The following is an 18,527-nucleotide window of genomic DNA, read 5'->3' as shown; positions in this document are numbered from 1 at the left end:
GGAAAATCATGAGCTTTGAAGGTAAAGTTGCGCTGGTTACCGGCGCGAGTCGCGGCATTGGTCGTGCGATTGCAGAAACCCTGGTGGCACGCGGTGCCAGAGTCGTCGGAACTGCAACCAGCCAGAGTGGCGCCGACGCCATCAGTGCTTACCTTGGCGACAAGGGCAAAGGCCTGTTACTGAATGTGACTGACGCTGACTCCATTAACAGCGTTTTAGAGAATATTCGCGCTGAATTTGGCGAAGTGGATATTTTAGTCAATAATGCAGGCATTACGCGTGACAATCTTCTCATGCGCATGAAGGACGATGAGTGGCAGGATATCCTGGATACTAACCTCACATCGGTATTCCGCCTTTCTAAGGCGGTTCTGCGTGCCATGATGAAAAAGCGCGTGGGCCGTATCATCACCATTGGTTCCGTTGTCGGCACCATGGGTAACGCGGGCCAGGCAAACTACGCAGCAGCAAAAGCGGGTTTGATTGGCTTTAGCAAATCACTGGCGCGCGAAATCGCGTCACGTGGCATTACCGTCAACGTCGTGGCTCCAGGCTTTATTGAGACTGACATGACGCGGGCACTGAACGAAGATCAACGTTCCGGTATTTTGGCGGAAGTGCCAGCGGGTCGCTTAGGCGAAGCGCAGGAAATCGCCAATGCTGTGGCATTTTTAGCCTCTGACGAAGCAGCCTACATTACAGGTGAAACGCTGCACGTCAATGGCGGAATGTACATGGTCTGATAAATCACGAAATCATTTGCATTATTTGCGGTTAAAACCGCAAAATAACGCAAAATCGTGGTTAGACCAGCCGGGATTTTGTTGCATCTTTTTCACCATTTTATACACTACGAAAACCATCGCGAAAGCGAGTTTTGATAGGAAATTAAATAGTATGAGCGATATCGAACAACGCGTTAAGAAAATCATCAGTGAGCAGCTGGGTGTGAAAGAGGAAGAAGTCACCAACTCTGCATCTTTCGTAGAAGACCTGGGTGCCGATTCTCTTGATACCGTTGAGCTGGTGATGGCTCTGGAAGAAGAGTTTGATACTGAGATTCCAGACGAAGAAGCTGAGAAAATCACTACCGTTCAGGCAGCGATCGACTACATCAATAGCCATAAAGGCTAATGAATATCTTCAGGCGGTCGCTCGACCGCCTGATTTTTTTGTTTGTCCCACATAGTTCCTATTTCCCCTCCCTGGAGGACGAACGTGTCTAAGCGTCGTGTAGTTGTGACTGGTCTTGGCATGTTGTCTCCTGTCGGCAATACCGTAGAGTCTACCTGGAGTGCTCTCCTTGCCGGTCAGAGCGGCATTACCCTGATCGACCATTTTGATACCAGTGCTTATGCAACGCGTTTTGCAGGTCTGGTAAGAGATTTTAATTGTGATGATTTCATCTCGCGCAAAGATCAGCGCAAGATGGACGAATTCATCCAATACGGCATCGTGGCTGGTATTCAGGCCATGCAGGACAGCGGTCTGGTTGTGACCGAGGAAAATGCAGGCCGTATGGGCGCAGCGATTGGCTCCGGCATCGGTGGCCTGGGTCTGATTGAAGAGAATCATACTTCCCTGGTCAACGGCGGCCCGCGCAAAATCAGTCCATTCTTTGTGCCTTCAACCATCGTTAACATGGTGGCGGGTCATCTCACCATCATGTATGGCCTGAAAGGTCCGAGCATCTCTATTGCGACAGCCTGTACTTCTGGCGTCCATAACATCGGTCATGCTGCACGTATCATCGCCTATAACGATGCTGACGTGATGCTGGCAGGTGGCACAGAGAAAGCCAGTACGCCATTGGGCGTGGGCGGTTTTGGTGCTGCACGTGCGCTCTCAACCCGTAACGACAACCCGCAGGCGGCAAGCCGTCCGTGGGATAAAGATCGGGATGGTTTTGTGCTGGGCGACGGTGCCGGTATCGTGGTGCTGGAAGAGTACGAACACGCGAAAAAACGCGGCGCGAAAATCTATGCAGAAATCGTCGGTTTCGGCATGAGCAGCGACGCTTATCACATGACATCACCACCGGAAAACGGTTCAGGTGCGGCGGCAGCGATGGTCAACGCGCTGCGTGACGCTCAGCTGGATCCGGCGCAGATCGGCTACGTCAACGCGCACGGCACGTCAACGCCGGCCGGTGACAAAGCGGAAGCGCAGGCAGTGAAATCCGTGTTTGGTGCGGCGGCACAGAGCGTGATGGTCAGCTCGACTAAGTCGATGACCGGTCACCTGCTGGGTGCGGCAGGCGCGGTGGAGGCGATCTACTCGATTCTGGCGCTGCGCGATCAGGCGATTCCACCGACCATCAACCTCGACAATCCGGATGAAGGCTGCGATCTCGACTTCGTGCCTCATACCGCACGTCAGGTTACCGGCCTGGAATACACGCTGTGTAACTCCTTTGGCTTTGGCGGAACCAACGGTTCGTTGATTTTCCGTAAAGTGTAATCGGTGTTGATGCGTAAAAAGGCCCGCGATGCGGGCCTTTTTTTATCCTGCAGAATGCGCTGAAATCACACGTCATCCCCGGGAGAGAACGATGTGGATTAACGGTATCAAACAATCAACGCTGGCAGCCAGCGACCGTGGCCTGCAGTTTGGCGATGGCTGCTTTACCACCGCGGCTGTGCGACAGGGTAACATTCTGCTGCTGGAGAACCACCTTCAGCGGCTCAGGCAGGGCTGCGAACGGTTATGGATCGGCGGCACTGACTGGCTTCAGCTTGAGGCTGAGATGAAACAGGCCGCGCAGGGGCAGGAGCAGGCCGTTCTGAAAGTGATTATCAGCGCCGGTAGCGGCGGACGCGGATACAGCCGGCAGGGCTGCGCCGAACCCACACGGATTGTTTCGCTCGCGCCCTGGCCGCACCATTACGCCACGTTGCAGCAGCGTGGTGTGTCTCTCAGCCTCAGTCCGGTTCGTCTGGCGCGTAATCCTCTGTTTGCTGGTATCAAACATCTTAATCGCCTGGAGCAGGTGCTGATCAGGGCTCATCTTGACCAGACAGACGCCGACGAGGCGCTGGTGCTTGACACTGAAGGTTGGGTGGTGGAATGCTGTGCGGCCAATTTATTCTGGCGTCACGGCACGCAGATTTACACCCCCGATCTGTCAGAATCGGGCGTGGATGGCATTATGCGGCGGAGTCTGATGGCACAACTCGCGGCGGCAGGTCAGGCTTGCCAGGTCATAAAAAGTGAACCGGCGCAGTTGCTGGACGCCGATGAAGTGGTGATATGTAATGCGCTGATGCCGGTTCTGCCGGTCCGACAGATAGAAGCGTCGCACTTTACTGAACGCTCGCTGTTTAATCAGTTGCTCGCAAGCTGTGAAAAGATAATGGATGCATCATGAGTCGAAGCAAAAAAATTCTCGCCGCTCTGCTGGCGATAGTGGGTCTCGCCGCGGTTGTCAGTTACTGGCAGGTTAAGCAGTTTGCGGCCACCCCTTTAACACTGCATCAGGAAACGATCTACACGCTGCCTGCCGGTACGGGTCGGGTGGCGCTTGAAGCGCAGCTGGAAGAGCAGAAGATCATACCTGAGAGCATCTGGTTCGGTGCGCTGCTGAAGCTGGAGCCGGAACTGGCGACGTTTAAGGCGGGAACCTATCGCCTTGAGCCGACCATGACGGTGCGTTCGCTGTTACAGCTGCTGGCCAGCGGTAAAGAAGCCCAGTTCCCGTTGCGGTTCGTGGAAGGTCAGCGGCTGAAAGAGTGGCTGAGTGAACTGCGCAAGGCACCCTATATCCGGCATACCCTGAAAGACGATCAGTTCGCTACCGTTGCCAGCGCGCTTAACGTGCCAGCGGATCAGCTGGAGGGCAACTTTTTCCCCGATACCTGGCTCTACACGGCAAACACCACCGATGTTTCGCTGCTGCAGCGTGCACATGAACGCATGAAAAAAACCATTGAGGAAGTGTGGCAGGGCCGGGCAGACAATCTGCCCTATAAAACGCCGCAGGATCTGGTCACGATGGCCTCTATTATTGAAAAAGAGACCGCCGTCAGCGCCGAGCGTGAGCGGGTTGCGTCGGTCTTTATCAATCGTCTGCGTACGGGGATGCGACTCCAGACCGATCCCACGGTGATCTATGGCATGGGCGACAGCTACACCGGTACGCTGACCCGTAAAGATCTGGAGACAGCCAGCAGTTACAATACCTATATGATTAATGGCCTGCCGCCTGGCCCGATCGCCATACCGGGCAAAGCCTCGCTGCAGGCAGCGGCCCATCCGGAAAAAACCAACTATCTCTACTTTGTGGCGGATGGCAAGGGCGGGCATACCTTTACCACAAATCTTGCCAGCCATAATAAGGCGGTGCAGGTCTACCGGCAGACGCTTAAGGAAAAAAATGGACAGTAAGTTTATCGTCATTGAAGGCCTGGAAGGCGCCGGAAAAACCACCGCGCGCGACGCTATCGTCGCCACGCTGCGCGCCCGGGGCATCACCGATCTGGTCTTTACCCGGGAGCCAGGCGGAACGCCGCTGGCGGAACAGCTGCGGGTGCTGGTCAAGCAGGGGATTGAGGGTGAACAGGTTACCGATAAAGCGGAACTGCTGATGCTCTACGCTGCTCGGGTTCAGCTGGTGGAAACCGTGATCAAACCGGCACTGGCGCGCGGGGCCTGGGTGATCGGCGATCGTCACGATCTCTCCTCTCAGGCTTATCAGGGGGGCGGACGGGGACTCGACAGCGATCTGATGCAGACGCTGCGCAGTGCGGTACTCGGCGACTTCCGTCCGGATCTGACGCTCTATCTGGATGTGACACCTGAGATCGGTCTGCAGCGTGCCCGGGCACGCGGTGAACTGGACCGCATTGAGCAGGAGTCACTGCGCTTCTTCGAACGCACCCGGGCGCGCTACCTGGCGCTGGCAGCCGCGGATCCGGCCATCCTCACGATTGATGCCACGCAGGCGCTGCCTGATGTGACAGCGTCACTTCAGGCAGCGCTGGATACGTGGCTGGCGGAGCAGGCGTGATGAACTGGTATCCGTGGCTGAACCAGCCTTATCGCCAGATCATCAGCCAGCATCAGGAGAATCGCGCTCACCATGCGCTGATGATCCATGCGATGACGGGCATGGGCGATGAGGCGCTGGTCTGGGGAATGAGCCGCTGGCTGATGTGTCAGCAGCCGGATGGCCTGAAAAGTTGCGGCCAGTGCCACGGTTGCCAGCTGATGCAGGCCAATACGCACCCGGACTGGTACCGGCTTGAGGCGGAGAAAGGTAAATCCACGCTGGGCATTGATGCAGTGCGGCAGGTGACAGAAAAAATGTACCACTTTGGTCAGCAGGGGGGGCAAAAGTCGTCTGGCTGCCGGATGCGGCACAGCTTTCGGAAGCGGCGGCCAACGCCCTGCTGAAAACGCTGGAAGAGCCGCCCGCTAACAGCTGGTTCTTCCTCAGCAGCCGCGATCCGTCACGGCTGCTGGCAACGCTGCGCAGTCGCTGCATGACGCTGCACCTGACGCCACCGGATGAAGGGCAGAGCCTGCTCTGGCTGAAGAAGCACGCCTCACAGGATGAAGCGATGCTGCTGGCGGCGTTACGCCTGAGCGCGGGCGCGCCCGGTGCGGCGCTGAGCCTGCTGGACACCGGGCCGTGGCAGGCCAGACAGAAGCTCTGCGACGCACTGCCTGCGGCGTTGCAGCATGACATCCTGCAACTGCTGCCTGTGCTGAATGCAGACGATGCGGCAGTACGCATTGGCTGGCTGATTTCATTACTGCTGGACGCCATGAAATGGCAGCAGAATGCGGAGCAGTGGCTGAGCAACATCGATCGCCAGGATGTGGTGGCCTTACTGGCCAGCCACTTTTCAGCCAGCGCGCTCAACAACACGGCCCGGACCTGGATGCGCTGCCGTGAACAGCTACTGCATGTGGCGTCAGTCAACCGTGAATTATTGCTGACCGATCAGCTCCTGAGCTGGGCAGATAACCAGAAGCCCGCCCTGATCGGCTAAATCACCCTGAGAGTCTTTATGTTTATTGTCGATTCCCATTGCCATCTTGATGGCCTGGATTATGAAAAGAACCACCGTGACCTGGATGATGTGCTCGCCAAAGCGGCGGCGCGTGATGTGAAATTTATGCTGGCCATCGCCACCACGCTGCCGGGTTTTCATACCCTGAAGCAGCTGGTGGGGGAACGAAAAAACATTGCGCTCTCCTGCGGCGTACATCCGCTGAATCAGGAAGAGGCGTACGATGTTGAGAAGTTTCGCCGGCTCGCTGCCGATCCCCGCGTGGTCGCGCTGGGTGAAACCGGGCTGGATTATCACTACCAGCCTGAGACGCGGGAGCAGCAGCAGCGCTCGTTCCGGGAACATATCCGAACCGGTATTGCGCTGAACAAACCGATTATTGTTCACACCCGCGATGCGCGTGACGATACGCTGGCGATCCTGCGGGAAGAGCAGGTTGAGCGCTGTGGCGGCGTACTGCACTGCTTCACAGAGGATCAGCCTACTGCGGCTAAACTGCTGGATATGGGCTTCTACATCTCCTTCTCCGGTATCGTTACCTTCCGTAATGCCGAACAGTTACGTGAGGCCGCACGCTATGTACCGCTGGACCGGATGCTGGTCGAAACCGACTCGCCGTATCTGGCCCCGGTGCCTTATCGCGGCAAAGAGAACCAGCCCGCCTATACCCGCGACGTTGCCGACTATCTGGCCGTGCTGAAAGGGGTTGATATTGAAACGCTGGCGGAGGCGACCACCTGCAACTTCTCCACGCTGTTTCATATCCCGATGAGCCAGCTGGGTGCCTGAGTCGGCCGGTTTATTTCAGTCTCTGTAATTAATCTGCAATCTTCCCGAATGACCCTGTTTTTCTGAACAGGGTCAGTTTTTTATTGCGTGTTGCAGCGCTGAATTAATCAGAAATTTCGCAAATCATGCCGCTGTAATTGTTGAAACGTGATAGCCGTCAAAGTAAAAAATCGGTAATTATTTTACCCTTCGTAATAAATCAAAAGGCGGCTACCGCCACTCCGGTAAAGAATCCTCCCTCTTTACCACGCGCACTGCGCAAATATGCACTCATACTCAGGAGCTTCACGCTATGTTCAAAAATGCTTTTGCCAACCTTCAAAAGGTCGGTAAATCGCTGATGCTGCCGGTATCGGTTCTGCCGATTGCCGGGATTTTATTAGGGGTCGGTTCAGCTAATTTCAGCTGGTTACCTGCAGTAGTTTCGCATGTGATGGCAGAAGCGGGCGGCTCGGTGTTCGCCAATATGCCGCTGATTTTTGCGATTGGTGTGGCGCTGGGCTTTACCAACAATGACGGCGTTTCCGCACTGGCCGCTGTGGTCGCGTATGGCATCATGGTGAAAACCATGGCGGTCGTGGCGCCGCTGGTTCTGCATCTGCCGGCGGCAGAGATCGAGGCTAAACACCTCGCCGACACCGGGGTGCTGGGCGGAATTATCGCCGGCTCCATCGCCGCCTATATGTTTAACCGTTTTTACCGCATCAAGCTGCCTGAGTATCTGGGCTTCTTTGCCGGTAAGCGTTTTGTGCCGATTATTTCCGGCCTGGCGGCGATTGTGCTGGGCGTGCTGCTCTCCTTCATCTGGCCACCGGTGGGTGCCGCGATTCAGGAGTTCTCGCAGTGGGCGGCCTATCAGAACCCGGTTGTGGCCTTTGGTATCTATGGCGTCGTAGAACGCGCTCTGGTGCCGTTTGGTCTGCATCACATCTGGAACGTGCCTTTCCAGATGCAGATTGGCGAGTACACCAACGCCGCAGGCCAGGTGTTCCACGGCGATATCCCACGCTACATGGCGGGTGACCCGACTGCCGGTAAACTCTCAGGCGGCTTCCTGTTCAAAATGTACGGCCTGCCGGCTGCTGCGATTGCTATCTGGCACTCCGCGAAACCTGAAAACCGTGCCAAAGTCGGCGGCATCATGATCTCTGCTGCGCTGACCTCGTTCCTGACCGGTATCACCGAACCGATTGAATTCTCATTCATGTTCGTGGCACCCATCCTGTATGTGATCCATGCCATTCTGGCGGGTCTGGCGTTCCCAATCTGTATCCTGCTGGGGATGCGTGATGGCACCAGCTTCTCGCACGGTCTGATCGACTTTATCGTGCTGAGCGGCAACAGCAGCAAAATCTGGCTGTTCCCGATTATCGGTATCATCTACGGTCTGGTGTACTACACCCTGTTCCGCGTACTGATTGTTAAGCTGAACCTGAAAACGCCTGGCCGTGAAGAGAGCAGCAGCAGCGAGCAATCTTCTGCGACCGGTACAGAGATGGCTGGCAAACTGGTTGCTGCGTTTGGCGGTAAAGAGAACATCACTAACCTGGATGCCTGTATCACTCGTCTGCGCGTCAGCGTGGCCGATGTGGCGAAAGTGGATCAGTCAGAACTGAAAAACCTCGGCGCCCGCGGCGTGGTGGTGGCCGGTTCAGGTGTGCAGGCCATTTTCGGCACCAAGTCCGATAACCTGAAAACCGATATGGATGATTACATCCGCAGCATGTAACGAGACACGCTGATGAGAAAGCCCCGCACTGCGGGGCTTTTTTTTTATTACCACTCAGAGGTAAACCCGCAGATACTCGGTCAGACAGAGCAGCGCCATTGCCTGGCCGTACGGCATTGAGGTCAGGGGAATGTTGCGGTAGTCATCGAGATCGCTGCTCATCGCGGTGCCAAACGAAACCTGTTTCAGCTCGCCATCTTCATCAATGTTGGCAATCACACCGCGCAGTGCTTTTTCAGCGACCTCACGAAATTCAGCGGGCAGATAACGCTTACGGACGCCTTTCAGAATCCCATAGGCAAAGCCAGCCGTGGCAGAGGCTTCCGGATAACTGTGCGGGTCATCGAGCAGGGTGTGCCATAATCCACTGCTGTGCTGACAGGCGCTGAGTGCCCTGACCTGGCTTTCCAGCACCTGCTGCAGAAAACGGCGGGTGGCGTGATGCTCAGGCCAGTCCATCATCTCCAGAAAGTCGGGGATCACTATCGTCACCCAGCTGTTGCCACGGGCCCAGCGCGCATTCGCGAAGTGATGGCGGCCGTCAAAGTTCCAGCCGTGAAACCACAAGCCGGTCCCGCGATCCATCAGATACTGGGTATGAAGCAGGAACTGATAAACCGCTTCCTCAATCCACGCGTCGCGCTTCAGCAGCTGCCCGATTTTGGCCAGCGCCATCACGCTCATCATGAGCGTATCGTCCCAGAGTTGCTGCCTGTTTTCGCTGTTATAGACAATGTGCTGCAGGCCACCCTGTTCGGTGCGCGGCATCTCATACATGACCCATTCCGCCCAGCGCTCAAGTACCGGCTTCCAGACCGGATTACCGGTCTCCTCATAGCGATAGGCCAGAGTCAGAAAAGGACAGACCGTATTGACATTTTTGGTCGGCGTGCCTTCCGCCAGCCGCTGCGAAAACCACGTATCGATAATCGACAGCGTCTGCTCATCACCGGTCTGCTGGTAGTAGTGCAGCATCCCATAGAGACCAATGCCGTGAGTCCACTCCCAGCCTGCCCAGCCTTTGGTATCAATCACCCGGCCATCATCCAGCCGCAGCAAAAATTCGCCGGTTTCGTCGGTGATGTTAATCAGATTTTGTGTCAGCTTCTCAATCAGCTGTACCAGTTCACGGCGTGGCAGCAGATACTCAGGCTGGCGCAGCAGCGGACTCTGTTTAACGGGAAAGAGCATCATGATTTATTCCTGTTTAAGGTCGGGTTTAAAGAAGGGGAGATCAGAGAGGGGGCCGGGAGTTTGCCGGGAGCGGGCTTGTTGCGATTGAGGAAGCCAATATTATTGTTACCCCACAGATTCTCATAGGGCATGCCCGCCAGCATTTCAACGATCCTGCGCGCGTCCGGGGTGATACTTTCCGGCACGATACGGCCCGCTTCGCGCATTTTCTGCGTCTCCTGACGCAGCACAGTATGGGTCTGCAGATTCAGCCTGAAGCGCAGTGACACCATAAAGCCGCAGGCCAGAACGGCGACGGTGCCGATGCTCAGAATCGCCAGGATGGTGTGGCTGACCCCGGGTAACTGCGTCGACTGACCTGAGACAAAGCCCGAGAGTTGCAGAATGATGCCAACCAGCATCACCGCACCCGCCTGCGACGCTTTCCGCGTCAGCGTCATGATGCCGGCAAAAATCCCTTCCCGTCGCTGACCGGTGATCACCTCATCCACGTCGGCGATATAGGTGTAGGTGTTCCACGGCACATAATTGATGCCGCCACGTCCCAGCCCAGCCAGGGCAGAGACGGCGAGCAGCAGTGACATGTTGTCGTTCAGGCCGGCATACCACAATCCGGCATAGGAGAGCGCTGCCAGGGCGAACAGGAGGGCTACCATACGGTAGGCAGGCGCAGGACCAAGACGGATGCAAAGCGGGATCATCACCATTACCGCGATGAACTGCAGCACCGCCATCGTGCCCATCAGGCTTGAGGCGACCTGGGCGCTCTGCATCAGCACAAATACCACATACCAGGTAAAGACGGCGTTAAAGATATCCTGAGCGATATAGCCACCGAGATACATGCCCAGGTGCTGGCGGAAGATGCGGATGCGCAGGGTAGAAGCCAGCTCCACATAGAGCCGTTTCAGGCTCTGCCGGAGCGTCAGTTGCTGTTTTTCCAGCCCGGCCCGGCGCGACTCCGCGGAAAAATCATCAGGATGACGCTCCCAGGTAAAACACCACACCAGTGTCAGCACCAGCGCACAGATGACGGAGAAGACCAGACTGGCGTAGAAAAAGGAGAGAGGGTTATCTTTCCCCAGCCAGCCCAGCAAAAGGCCAGGCAAAAACGCTGCCAGTATGGCCGACAGCTGTGCCAGCCCGATGCGTGCACCGGAGAAGTGCGTTTTTTGGCGGAAATCGTCCGTCATTTCCGGGACCAGCGTTTCATAAGGCACCAGGATCATGGTGTAGACGATGTCAAACAGCAGATAAGTGGAGAGATACCACCAGAAACTCATGTCGCTGACCCACATCAGGCTGTAACTGAACACCGCGGGAATGCCGAGCAGGATAAAGAATTTGCGGCGGCCAAAGCGTTTACCCAGTCGGGTAGAGCCGAAGTTATCGGTGATAAACCCCATCAGCGGACTGACTATCGCATCCAGAACGCGGGCGGCGGCGAAAATCAGGGTGGCCTGAATCGGGGTCAATCCACAAAAGGTGGTGTAAAAATAGAGCAACCAGGCGGCAGTCAGTGCCGTCGTGCCGGCTCCAAGAAAATCTCCAGAACCATAGGCCAGATAGTGGCCCGGACCAATTTTACGTGAGCGCATAGCAGAGGCTCCTTGAGGTTGTATGGCGGTTAACTCTGGTGACGCCGGACATCTCAACCGGACTGGTTAGCAAAGTAGAACTGACCGGAGGGGTAAACCTTCGCGATTTGGCAAGGGATGGCGCCAGGATGGCAACCAGATGAAGAAAAGGGGGGCGAAACTCTTATTTATGAAACAGCGTTTCATTTTTATAATGAGGCGGTGGTCAGCAGGACCAGCAAAACGGCATACTGGCCAGGAAGATAGCGCGCTGCTGCAAAGGCAGGCTAACAAAACAAGAAAAGTGGCACCGAGGTTGAAAGAAAACAAATTTCTCCCTCATACTGCTTGATTACGACTCATGCTAAAGGAATTGCACCATGGCTGAAGAAACCATTTTTAGTAAAATTATCCGCCGCGAAATCCCCGCTGATGTGGTTTATCAGGATGAGCTGGTCACTGCCTTCCGCGACATTTCGCCCAAAGCCCCGACCCATATCCTGATCGTGCCGAATGTACTGATCCCGACGGTTAACGAGGCGGAAGCGGCGCATGAGCATGCGCTGGGCCGCATGTTCACCACCGCGGCGAAAATCGCCCGTCAGGAAGGCATCGATCAGAATGGTTATCGGCTGATTGTGAACTGCAATCAACATGGGGGTCAGGAGGTTTATCATATTCACATGCATCTGCTGGGTGGCGAACCGCTGGGCCCGATGCTTTCAAACTGAACTGACAACGGAAACGTGCTATGCGATCCTGGCTGACTGGCCTGCCGATCCTGCTCTGCCTGACGGCCTGTAGCAGTGATAAACCGATGATCAATACCTCGCAATCGCTGGTGATGGAGTCCTCTGTGCTGTCGGCAGGGATCATCACCGATGAGCCGACGCTGGATGAGAACGATGGACTGAAACGCGCCACCAGCGTGCTCTATAATCAGCGCGAAACCCCGGTCATTGTGCACTATCGTTACTACTGGTATGACGACAAGGGGCTGGAAATCACTCCGCAGGAACCGGCGCAGACCGTCACCGTTCCGGCACAGGGGAGCATTGTCGCCACATCGCAACTGGGTAACCTGACTGCCAGCAAGGTTCGTCTCTATCTCTATCTTTAAGGATTTTCGACGTGATACGCAGTATTAATCGTACCGGAGCGCTCCTGATGGCGCTCATTCTCACCGGCTGTGTCGTGAAGCAGCAGCAGCCCGCCACGGTTGAACCGACCCAGCCTTCTGAGCCGGTGCAGCCCGTTCCGCAACCTGAACCGGTGCCGCAACCGCAGCCACAGCCGGTGCCGCAGCCACCGAAGCTGGTGACGATCAACTGGGACGCCAGCGTTCAGCCGCTGGTGGCGCAGATGCTCCAGGCGACCAGCGCCGAGCCAGGCAGCGTGCTGCTGGTGGATCGGATTAAAAACAGCACCAACGGATCGCTGCAAAGCGAGAAAGCCACAGCGGCGATCCAGAATGCGCTGAACAACAACGGCAAATTCACTCTGGTTTCAGCCGATCAACTGGCACAGGCCAAGCAGGCGCTGGGTTTGTCACCGGATGACAGCCTGAACTCGCGCAGTAAAGCGATTGGCCTGGCACGCAATGTTAACGCGCAGTATGTGCTTTACAGCAATGCACGCGGCGATGTGAAAGCGCCCACCCTGCAGATGCAGCTGATGCTGGTGCAGACCGGCGAAATCATCTGGTCTGGCAACGGCATTGCACAGCATTGATTCCGCATTTTCGCGGATGATTCATCAGGTCACCGGTGAGCCAGAGAGGACGACATCGCTTCCGCTCGCCGGGCTGACCGGGCACAGTCAGAAAATCGTCAGCCCGCGTGGTCTCTTCATCGCACGGGCGGTACCTCAGCCGCCGATTCCCTTTGTTGACCGGCAGCGCGAGTTTCGTCTGTTACGAAAACTGCGCGCCAGCGGAGTGGCCCCTCAGCCCGTTGCAGGCCACCGGCAGGGGAATGTGCTGAGCTGGTGTCCTGGCGAGGCGCTGGATGAACAGCGCTTCAGCCAGCAGCGTCCGCAGATTGTCACTCTGCTGCAACAGCTGCACCAGCAGCCGCTGACCGGCTACCGCCTGTCGCTGCTGCCGCTGCTCTGGCGGTACTGGCAGCAGGTTCCTCAGCGTAATCATCGCTGGCTGCGGGCGCTCCGGCGGCTGACGCAGCAGGGCGAACCTCAGCCGCTGAGGCTGGCACCGCTGCACATGGACGTGCATGCCGGGAATATTATCCAGGGTGAGACAGGGCTGCATCTGATTGACTGGGAGTATGCCGCGGATGGTGATGTGGCGCTGGAGCTGGCCGCACTCTGCGCCAGCGATCCGCAAAACCAGGCCGACTGGCTGGCCGACTATGCTGCGGCAATGCGGCTGCCGCCTGATGCCCTGGTAAAGCAGGTCAGACGCTGGCAGCCCTGGCTGCGGTTACTGATAGCCAGCTGGTATCAGCTCCGTGCCGCTCAGTGTGACGATGAAGCACTACAACAGATGGCTCGACAGAGCTGGCAACAGATTTAATCGCGTCACGCAGAGGCGTAACGCTACAGGATTCAGGTTATGAAATCACATTTACCCGGCCCACTGATGCTCGACGTTGAGGGTTATGAACTGGATGGCGAAGAGCGCGACATCCTGCAGCATCCGCTGGTCGGCGGTTTGATATTATTTGCCCGCAATTATCACGATCCCGCTCAGCTGGCCGAGCTGGTGCGCCAGATTCGCGCCGCCTCGCACACCCGGCTGGTGGTTGCGGTGGATCAGGAGGGGGGGCGCGTGCAGCGATTCCGCGACGGCTTCACCCAGCTGCCCGCCATGCAATCTTTTGCCGCCCTTCACGACGCAGAGCGCGCCGGTGAGATGGCACAGCAGGCAGGATGGCAGATGGCGGCAGAGATGATCGCGATGGACATCGACATCAGCTTCGCGCCGGTGCTTGATGTGGGTCATATCAGCGCCGCGATTGGCGACCGCGCTTTCCATGACGATCCGGCTATCGCGCTTGCCGTCGCCCGTCGTTTTATCGCCGGGATGCATGAGGCGGGCATGAAAACCACCGGGAAACATTTTCCGGGGCATGGTGCGGTCAGTGCCGATTCGCACAAAGAGACCCCGCGCGATCCGCGCGATGAAAAAACGCTGCGTGAACATGACATGGCGATCTTCAGCCAGCTGATAACCGAGCAGGCGCTGGATGCCATTATGCCCGCGCATGTCATCTACACCGACGTGGACCCGCTGCCTGCCAGTGGTTCGCCTTACTGGCTGAAAACCGTCCTGCGCGGGCAGCTGGGCTTCAACGGGGTGATTTTCTCCGACGATCTCTCGATGGAGGGCGCCGCGGTCATGGGCAGCTATCCTGAGCGGGCACAGCAGTCTCTCTCTGCCGGTTGCGACATGATTCTGGTCTGCAATCAGCGTCAGGGGGCTATCAGTGTGCTCGATAACCTGATCCCGGTCGGGTCAGAGCGGGTAACGCAGCTGTATCATCAGGGCAGATTGACCCGCGATGCGCTGCAGGCAACGTCTCGCTGGAAAGAGAATGCCCGGCAACTGAGTGCACTTCAGGAACGCTGGCTGGCTCATAAAGCGTCGTGGTAAGGAGGGATTGCCCGGCGCTATCGATACCTTGAGGATTAACATGATCATCTATCTGCACGGTTTTGATTCAAACAGTCCAGGCAATCACGAAAAAGTGCTGCAACTGCAGTTTATCGACCCTGACGTCAGGTTGATCAGTTACAGCACCCGCCATCCTAAACATGACATGCAGTTTCTGCTGAAAGAGACGGACAAAATGCTGACCCTGTCTGACGATGACCGTCCGCTGATTTGCGGTGTCGGGCTGGGCGGCTACTGGTCAGAACGCATCGGATTTTTATGTGGCATCCGGCAGGCGATCTTCAACCCTAACCTGTTTCCGCAGGAGAACATGGAAGGGAAGATTGACCGTCCGGAGGAGTATCAGGACATCGCCACGAAATGCGTCAGTGACTTTCGCGAGCGTAACCGCGATCGCTGCCTGACTTTTCTTTCCCGTCAGGATGAGGCGCTGGATACGCAGCGCATCGCCAGTGAGCTGCATCCCTTTTATCAGATTGTCTGGGACGAAACGGAGGGGCACAAATTCAAAAATATTTCCCCACACCTTCAGCGGATAAAAGCCTTTGAAACAGCAGGTTAAGCAGGGCAGGCACCGCAGGGTGCCTGTTTTCATTGCGTAATTCTCTGAGTTTTATTCGTCTTCTTTGATGTATATCAATATTCTTATGTCCTCCTCTTCCTGCCATGCTATTCTGCCAGCAGATTGCGATTTTTAACTTCGCCAACCCTATGTTTATTAAGGTTTAATTTAACCTTCAGTTAACTTTTGGTTCACAATTTGAGGGGGTCTTTGTTGACTACATCTGTTAAGAAAATTGTTATCGTCGGCGGGGGAGCAGGCGGCCTGGAAATGGCGACGCAGCTGGGCCATAAACTGGGCCGTAAAAAGAAGGCCGAGATTATTCTGGTCGATCGCAACCACAGTCATTTGTGGAAGCCGCTGCTGCATGAAGTGGCGACCGGCTCGATGGACGAAGGCATTGATGCACTGAGCTATCTGGCCCATGCCCGCAATCACGGTTTCGAGTTCCAGCTGGGATCGCTCACCGATATCGATCGCAGTCGTAAAGTGATCCGCCTGGCCGAAGTGCTTGATGCGCACGGTGAAGTGCTGGTGCCACAGCGCGAAGTGGCCTATGACCAGCTGGTTATGGCGCTGGGCAGCACCTCCAATGACTTCGGCACGCCTGGCGTGAAAGATCACTGTATCTTCCTGGATAACCCGCATCAGGCGCGTCGTTTCCATAATGAGATGCTCAACCTGTTTCTGAAGTTCTCTGCCAGCGAAGGCAAGGTCGAGAAAGTGAATATCGCCATTGTTGGCGGCGGCGCAACGGGCGTTGAGCTCTCAGCCGAACTGCACAACGCGGTGAAACAGCTGCACAGCTACGGATTTAAAGGTCTGGGACGCGAAGCGCTGAACGTGACGCTGGTTGAAGCGGGCGAGCGCATTCTGCCTGCACTGCCACCGCGCATCTCTGCCGCCGCCCATCAGGAGCTCACTAAGCTGGGCGTGCGGGTGCTGACACAGACCATGGTGACCAGTGCCGAGCGCAACGGTCTTAACACCAAAGGCGGTGAGTTTATCGAAGCCGATCTGATGGTCTGGGCGGCGGGCATCAAAGCACCAGACTTCCTGAAAGAGATTGGCGGACTGGAAACGAACCGTATCAATCAGCTGGTGGTGAAAGAGACGCTGCAGACCACGCTGGATGATGACATCTATGCGATTGGCGACTGCGCCTCCTGCGCCCTGCCGGGTGGCGGATTTGTCCCGCCACGTGCTCAGTCGGCGCACCAGATGGCTTCACGCGCGATGGAAAATATCCTGGCGCAGCGTCACGGTAAACCGCTGAAAGCCTATGTCTATAAAGATCATGGCTCGCTGGTGTCGCTTTCCCGCTTCAGTACCGTCGGCAGCCTGATGGGGAACCTGATGCGCGGTTCCATGATGGTGGAAGGGCGCATTGCGCGCTTTGTCTACATCTCTCTCTATCGTATGCACCAGATCGCACTGCACGGCTACTTTAAAACCGGCCTGATGATGCTGGTCGGCAGCATCAACCGGGTAATCCGTCCGCGGCTTAAGCTGCACTGATTCGCCACAGGCGAGTATCATTTTGCTATCAGCCCCCTCATGGCAGGGGGCTTTTTTTTGCTTTTTACATGACCTGATTAAACCGACCCGCGATGATAAAAAGAGAGGGAAGTGTACAGGTGAATAATGGCCTGACACGCATCCTGGTTCCGGCATAGTCGAATAAAAGGTTATCAGGTTGCATAATAATTAATATTTTCATTACCTGCGTTGTTGTTTGAGAGTTATTTCAGGCATTTCCAGCGCACGCGGCAGGTTGTTTTTTCTGACATTAAATCATTAAATAACGGCTGTGCTGTTACAGAATTCTCTCTTCGTTAACGCCATTAATCAACGGAATGCCCTGAATAAATGAGTCGATTAACGTAAATTACAGCCTGACGCTTTATGCCGTCATGGCCAGAATTTCTCGGATCAAATCCGACGCGCGTTAAATAATGGCCTGCCTGTTTATCTGACAGGTAATCGGCCATACAAGCGTCCTGCACGGATCATGTGAATAAATTCCTGTCCGACACAGGCGGTGAGGCAGGCAGCATTGTCTTTCTGTCCGATGTGGGTAATTCAGGGAATGAAGTCCTGCGCCTGGCGCAGGGAAATAAGGTATGAAATTATTAAAAGGATGATTCAGATGAAAAGCAAAATTACCCTCATGGCAGTGCTCTGCGCAGGGCTGTTAGCCGGCAATACTGCGCTGGCAAATAACCACACCGTCTCCATCGGCTATGCTCAAAGCAAAGTTGAAGACTTTAAAAATCTACGCGGCGTTAACGTTCAGTATCGCTATGAGTGGGACTCGCCTCTCAGCGTGATTGGCTCATTCAGCTACCTGAAAGGCGATGAAAGTTTTTCAGAGCGCGAAGATTTTTATGGTGATATCAGCGGATATGACGGCAAAACCAACGTGAAATATTATTCACTGATGGCAGGTCCGGCCTATCGCCTCAATGACTATGTCAGTCTTTATGCATTGATTGGTGCTGCCCATACCAAAGTGGATGAGAACGTGACCTACCTCGATGGCTGGTCCGAAAAATACAGCGAAAATAAAACCTCTTTGGCCTGGGGCGCAGGTATCGTCGTGAATCCAGTCAGCAACCTCTCGGTAAGTGTTGGCTATGAAGGCACTCGCGTGAAATATAATGAAGATGTTGCCATAAATGGTTTCAACATCGGTATCGGCTACCGTTTCTGAGCCACCTTTGGTTCTCTGACCCCGGTCCTCTGGCCGGGGTTATTCCACATTCACCCCGATAAACAACGTTCAGACGCCAGACGCGCGCCCTGTATTACCGGATAACGCCAGTGCCTGACAGCGTGCAGGGTGGTTTCTGTTATCCCATTGATTTAAATAAATTTATCCATAGCCTGTAAAAGCGGATACTGCTGCTTTTCTCTCCTCAGAACTCTCCTAAAAACTGGTCCTGAAAGCAAAGTGACCGATTTCCTCCATTTATCTGATGTTGCAATTTCGGTCCATCTGTAAAACTTCATCCCAACAAACACGGCGAGT

18 protein-coding genes and 1 pseudogene are annotated in these 18,527 nt (G+C 55.6%); 17 read left to right on the top strand and 2 right to left on the bottom strand.

Annotated elements, in window-relative coordinates:
• Positions 1–8: 8 nt before the first annotated feature.
• The 9 genes and pseudogenes from fabG (at position 9) to ptsG (ending at position 8,532) form a co-directional block, all read left to right on the top strand.
• Positions 9–743: a 3-oxoacyl-ACP reductase FabG gene (gene fabG, locus S7A_RS11910; protein WP_009090862.1), complete on the top strand. Its 735-nt coding sequence runs from the start codon at positions 9–11 to the stop codon at positions 741–743.
• Between the two features lie 154 nt (positions 744–897).
• On the top strand, positions 898–1,134 hold the full coding sequence (acpP, locus tag S7A_RS11905; protein ID WP_003849865.1) for an acyl carrier protein: 237 nt from the start codon (positions 898–900) through the stop codon (positions 1,132–1,134).
• 84 nt (positions 1,135–1,218) lie between these two features.
• Positions 1,219–2,460 carry a beta-ketoacyl-ACP synthase II gene (gene fabF, locus S7A_RS11900; RefSeq protein WP_009090861.1) on the top strand — a complete coding sequence of 414 codons (1,242 nt, stop codon included), beginning with the start codon at positions 1,219–1,221 and terminating at the stop codon, positions 2,458–2,460.
• Positions 2,461–2,551: 91 nt separating this feature from the next.
• Positions 2,552–3,367 (top strand): aminodeoxychorismate lyase, encoded by an 816-nt coding sequence (gene pabC, locus S7A_RS11895; protein WP_009090860.1) that lies wholly within the window; start codon positions 2,552–2,554, stop codon positions 3,365–3,367.
• On the top strand, positions 3,364–4,383 hold the full coding sequence (gene yceG, locus S7A_RS11890; protein WP_009090859.1) for a cell division protein YceG: 1,020 nt from the start codon (positions 3,364–3,366) through the stop codon (positions 4,381–4,383). Before pabC ends, yceG begins: the two co-directional genes overlap by 4 nt.
• The gene (gene tmk / locus S7A_RS11885) at positions 4,373–5,005 is read left to right on the top strand and encodes a dTMP kinase (protein WP_009090858.1); all 633 of its coding nucleotides are present in this window, start codon (positions 4,373–4,375) and stop codon (positions 5,003–5,005) included. Before yceG ends, tmk begins: the two co-directional genes overlap by 11 nt.
• A pseudogene (gene holB, locus S7A_RS11880) lies at positions 5,005–5,993 on the top strand (DNA polymerase III subunit delta'). Before tmk ends, holB begins: the two are co-directional and overlap by 1 nt.
• Before the next feature lie 18 nt (positions 5,994–6,011).
• Positions 6,012–6,803 (top strand): metal-dependent hydrolase, encoded by a 792-nt coding sequence (locus tag S7A_RS11875; protein WP_009090857.1) that lies wholly within the window; start codon positions 6,012–6,014, stop codon positions 6,801–6,803.
• 292 nt (positions 6,804–7,095) lie between these two features.
• Entirely contained in the window at positions 7,096–8,532 is a 1,437-nt protein-coding gene (gene ptsG, locus S7A_RS11870; protein ID WP_009090856.1) for a PTS glucose transporter subunit IIBC, read from the top strand.
• Positions 8,533–8,586: 54 nt separating this feature from the next.
• Here ptsG and S7A_RS11865 read toward each other — a convergent pair whose 3' ends face one another.
• A complete protein-coding gene (locus S7A_RS11865; RefSeq protein WP_009090855.1) occupies positions 8,587–9,726 on the bottom strand; it encodes a glycoside hydrolase family 105 protein in 1,140 nt (379 codons plus the stop codon).
• Complete coding sequence (locus S7A_RS11860; RefSeq protein WP_009090854.1) at positions 9,723–11,324, bottom strand: MFS transporter; 1,602 nt, start codon at positions 11,322–11,324, stop codon at positions 9,723–9,725. Before S7A_RS11860 ends, S7A_RS11865 begins: the two co-directional genes overlap by 4 nt.
• A 359-nt stretch (positions 11,325–11,683) precedes the next feature.
• Here S7A_RS11860 and hinT point away from each other — a divergent pair, with 359 nt between their 5' ends.
• The 8 genes from hinT (at position 11,684) to S7A_RS11815 (ending at position 18,209) form a co-directional block, all read left to right on the top strand.
• On the top strand, positions 11,684–12,034 hold the full coding sequence (gene hinT / locus S7A_RS11850; protein ID WP_009090851.1) for a purine nucleoside phosphoramidase: 351 nt from the start codon (positions 11,684–11,686) through the stop codon (positions 12,032–12,034).
• Positions 12,035–12,054: 20 nt separating this feature from the next.
• The gene (locus S7A_RS11845; RefSeq protein WP_009090849.1) at positions 12,055–12,423 is read left to right on the top strand and encodes a YcfL family protein; all 369 of its coding nucleotides are present in this window, start codon (positions 12,055–12,057) and stop codon (positions 12,421–12,423) included.
• A gap of 11 nt (positions 12,424–12,434) precedes the next feature.
• A complete protein-coding gene (gene lpoB, locus S7A_RS11840; protein WP_009090848.1) occupies positions 12,435–13,034 on the top strand; it encodes a penicillin-binding protein activator LpoB in 600 nt (199 codons plus the stop codon).
• A gap of 16 nt (positions 13,035–13,050) precedes the next feature.
• The gene (gene thiK, locus S7A_RS11835) at positions 13,051–13,833 is read left to right on the top strand and encodes a thiamine kinase (protein WP_009090846.1); all 783 of its coding nucleotides are present in this window, start codon (positions 13,051–13,053) and stop codon (positions 13,831–13,833) included.
• 39 nt (positions 13,834–13,872) lie between these two features.
• Entirely contained in the window at positions 13,873–14,913 is a 1,041-nt protein-coding gene (gene nagZ, locus S7A_RS11830; protein ID WP_033736334.1) for a beta-N-acetylhexosaminidase, read from the top strand.
• 40 nt (positions 14,914–14,953) lie between these two features.
• Positions 14,954–15,496, top strand: a complete 543-nt coding sequence (ycfP, locus tag S7A_RS11825; protein WP_009090842.1) for an alpha/beta hydrolase YcfP — start codon at positions 14,954–14,956, stop codon at positions 15,494–15,496.
• Positions 15,497–15,709: 213 nt separating this feature from the next.
• Positions 15,710–17,014 carry an NAD(P)/FAD-dependent oxidoreductase gene (locus S7A_RS11820; protein WP_009090841.1) on the top strand — a complete coding sequence of 435 codons (1,305 nt, stop codon included), beginning with the start codon at positions 15,710–15,712 and terminating at the stop codon, positions 17,012–17,014.
• 631 nt (positions 17,015–17,645) lie between these two features.
• Positions 17,646–18,209 carry an Ail/Lom family outer membrane beta-barrel protein gene (locus S7A_RS11815; protein ID WP_009090840.1) on the top strand — a complete coding sequence of 188 codons (564 nt, stop codon included), beginning with the start codon at positions 17,646–17,648 and terminating at the stop codon, positions 18,207–18,209.
• Positions 18,210–18,527 lie beyond the last annotated feature (318 nt).

The sequence above is a fragment of the Pantoea sp. Sc1 genome, from assembly GCF_000255315.1.
GTDB lineage: Bacteria > Pseudomonadota > Gammaproteobacteria > Enterobacterales > Enterobacteriaceae > Pantoea > Pantoea anthophila.
The sequence above is the reverse complement of the archived record's forward strand: the minus strand, read 5'-3'. Positions and strand labels throughout refer to the sequence as shown.

Excerpts from the sequence above, each read along its gene's own strand:
- ptsG (WP_009090856.1), top strand. The coding sequence starts at position 7,096 with ATGTTCAAAAATGCTTTTGCCAACCTTCAAAAGGTCGGTAAATCGCTG.
- hinT (WP_009090851.1), top strand. The coding sequence starts at position 11,684 with ATGGCTGAAGAAACCATTTTTAGTAAAATTATCCGCCGCGAAATCCCC.
- tmk (WP_009090858.1), top strand. The coding sequence starts at position 4,373 with ATGGACAGTAAGTTTATCGTCATTGAAGGCCTGGAAGGCGCCGGAAAA.
- thiK (WP_009090846.1), top strand. The coding sequence starts at position 13,051 with ATGATTCATCAGGTCACCGGTGAGCCAGAGAGGACGACATCGCTTCCG.
- S7A_RS11860 (WP_009090854.1), bottom strand. The coding sequence starts at position 11,324 with ATGCGCTCACGTAAAATTGGTCCGGGCCACTATCTGGCCTATGGTTCT.
- fabG (WP_009090862.1), top strand. The coding sequence starts at position 9 with ATGAGCTTTGAAGGTAAAGTTGCGCTGGTTACCGGCGCGAGTCGCGGC.
- nagZ (WP_033736334.1), top strand. The coding sequence starts at position 13,873 with ATGAAATCACATTTACCCGGCCCACTGATGCTCGACGTTGAGGGTTAT.
- S7A_RS11815 (WP_009090840.1), top strand. The coding sequence starts at position 17,646 with ATGAAAAGCAAAATTACCCTCATGGCAGTGCTCTGCGCAGGGCTGTTA.
- pabC (WP_009090860.1), top strand. The coding sequence starts at position 2,552 with ATGTGGATTAACGGTATCAAACAATCAACGCTGGCAGCCAGCGACCGT.
- yceG (WP_009090859.1), top strand. The coding sequence starts at position 3,364 with ATGAGTCGAAGCAAAAAAATTCTCGCCGCTCTGCTGGCGATAGTGGGT.
- S7A_RS11875 (WP_009090857.1), top strand. The coding sequence starts at position 6,012 with ATGTTTATTGTCGATTCCCATTGCCATCTTGATGGCCTGGATTATGAA.
- S7A_RS11845 (WP_009090849.1), top strand. The coding sequence starts at position 12,055 with ATGCGATCCTGGCTGACTGGCCTGCCGATCCTGCTCTGCCTGACGGCC.
- ycfP (WP_009090842.1), top strand. The coding sequence starts at position 14,954 with ATGATCATCTATCTGCACGGTTTTGATTCAAACAGTCCAGGCAATCAC.
- acpP (WP_003849865.1), top strand. The coding sequence starts at position 898 with ATGAGCGATATCGAACAACGCGTTAAGAAAATCATCAGTGAGCAGCTG.
- S7A_RS11865 (WP_009090855.1), bottom strand. The coding sequence starts at position 9,726 with ATGATGCTCTTTCCCGTTAAACAGAGTCCGCTGCTGCGCCAGCCTGAG.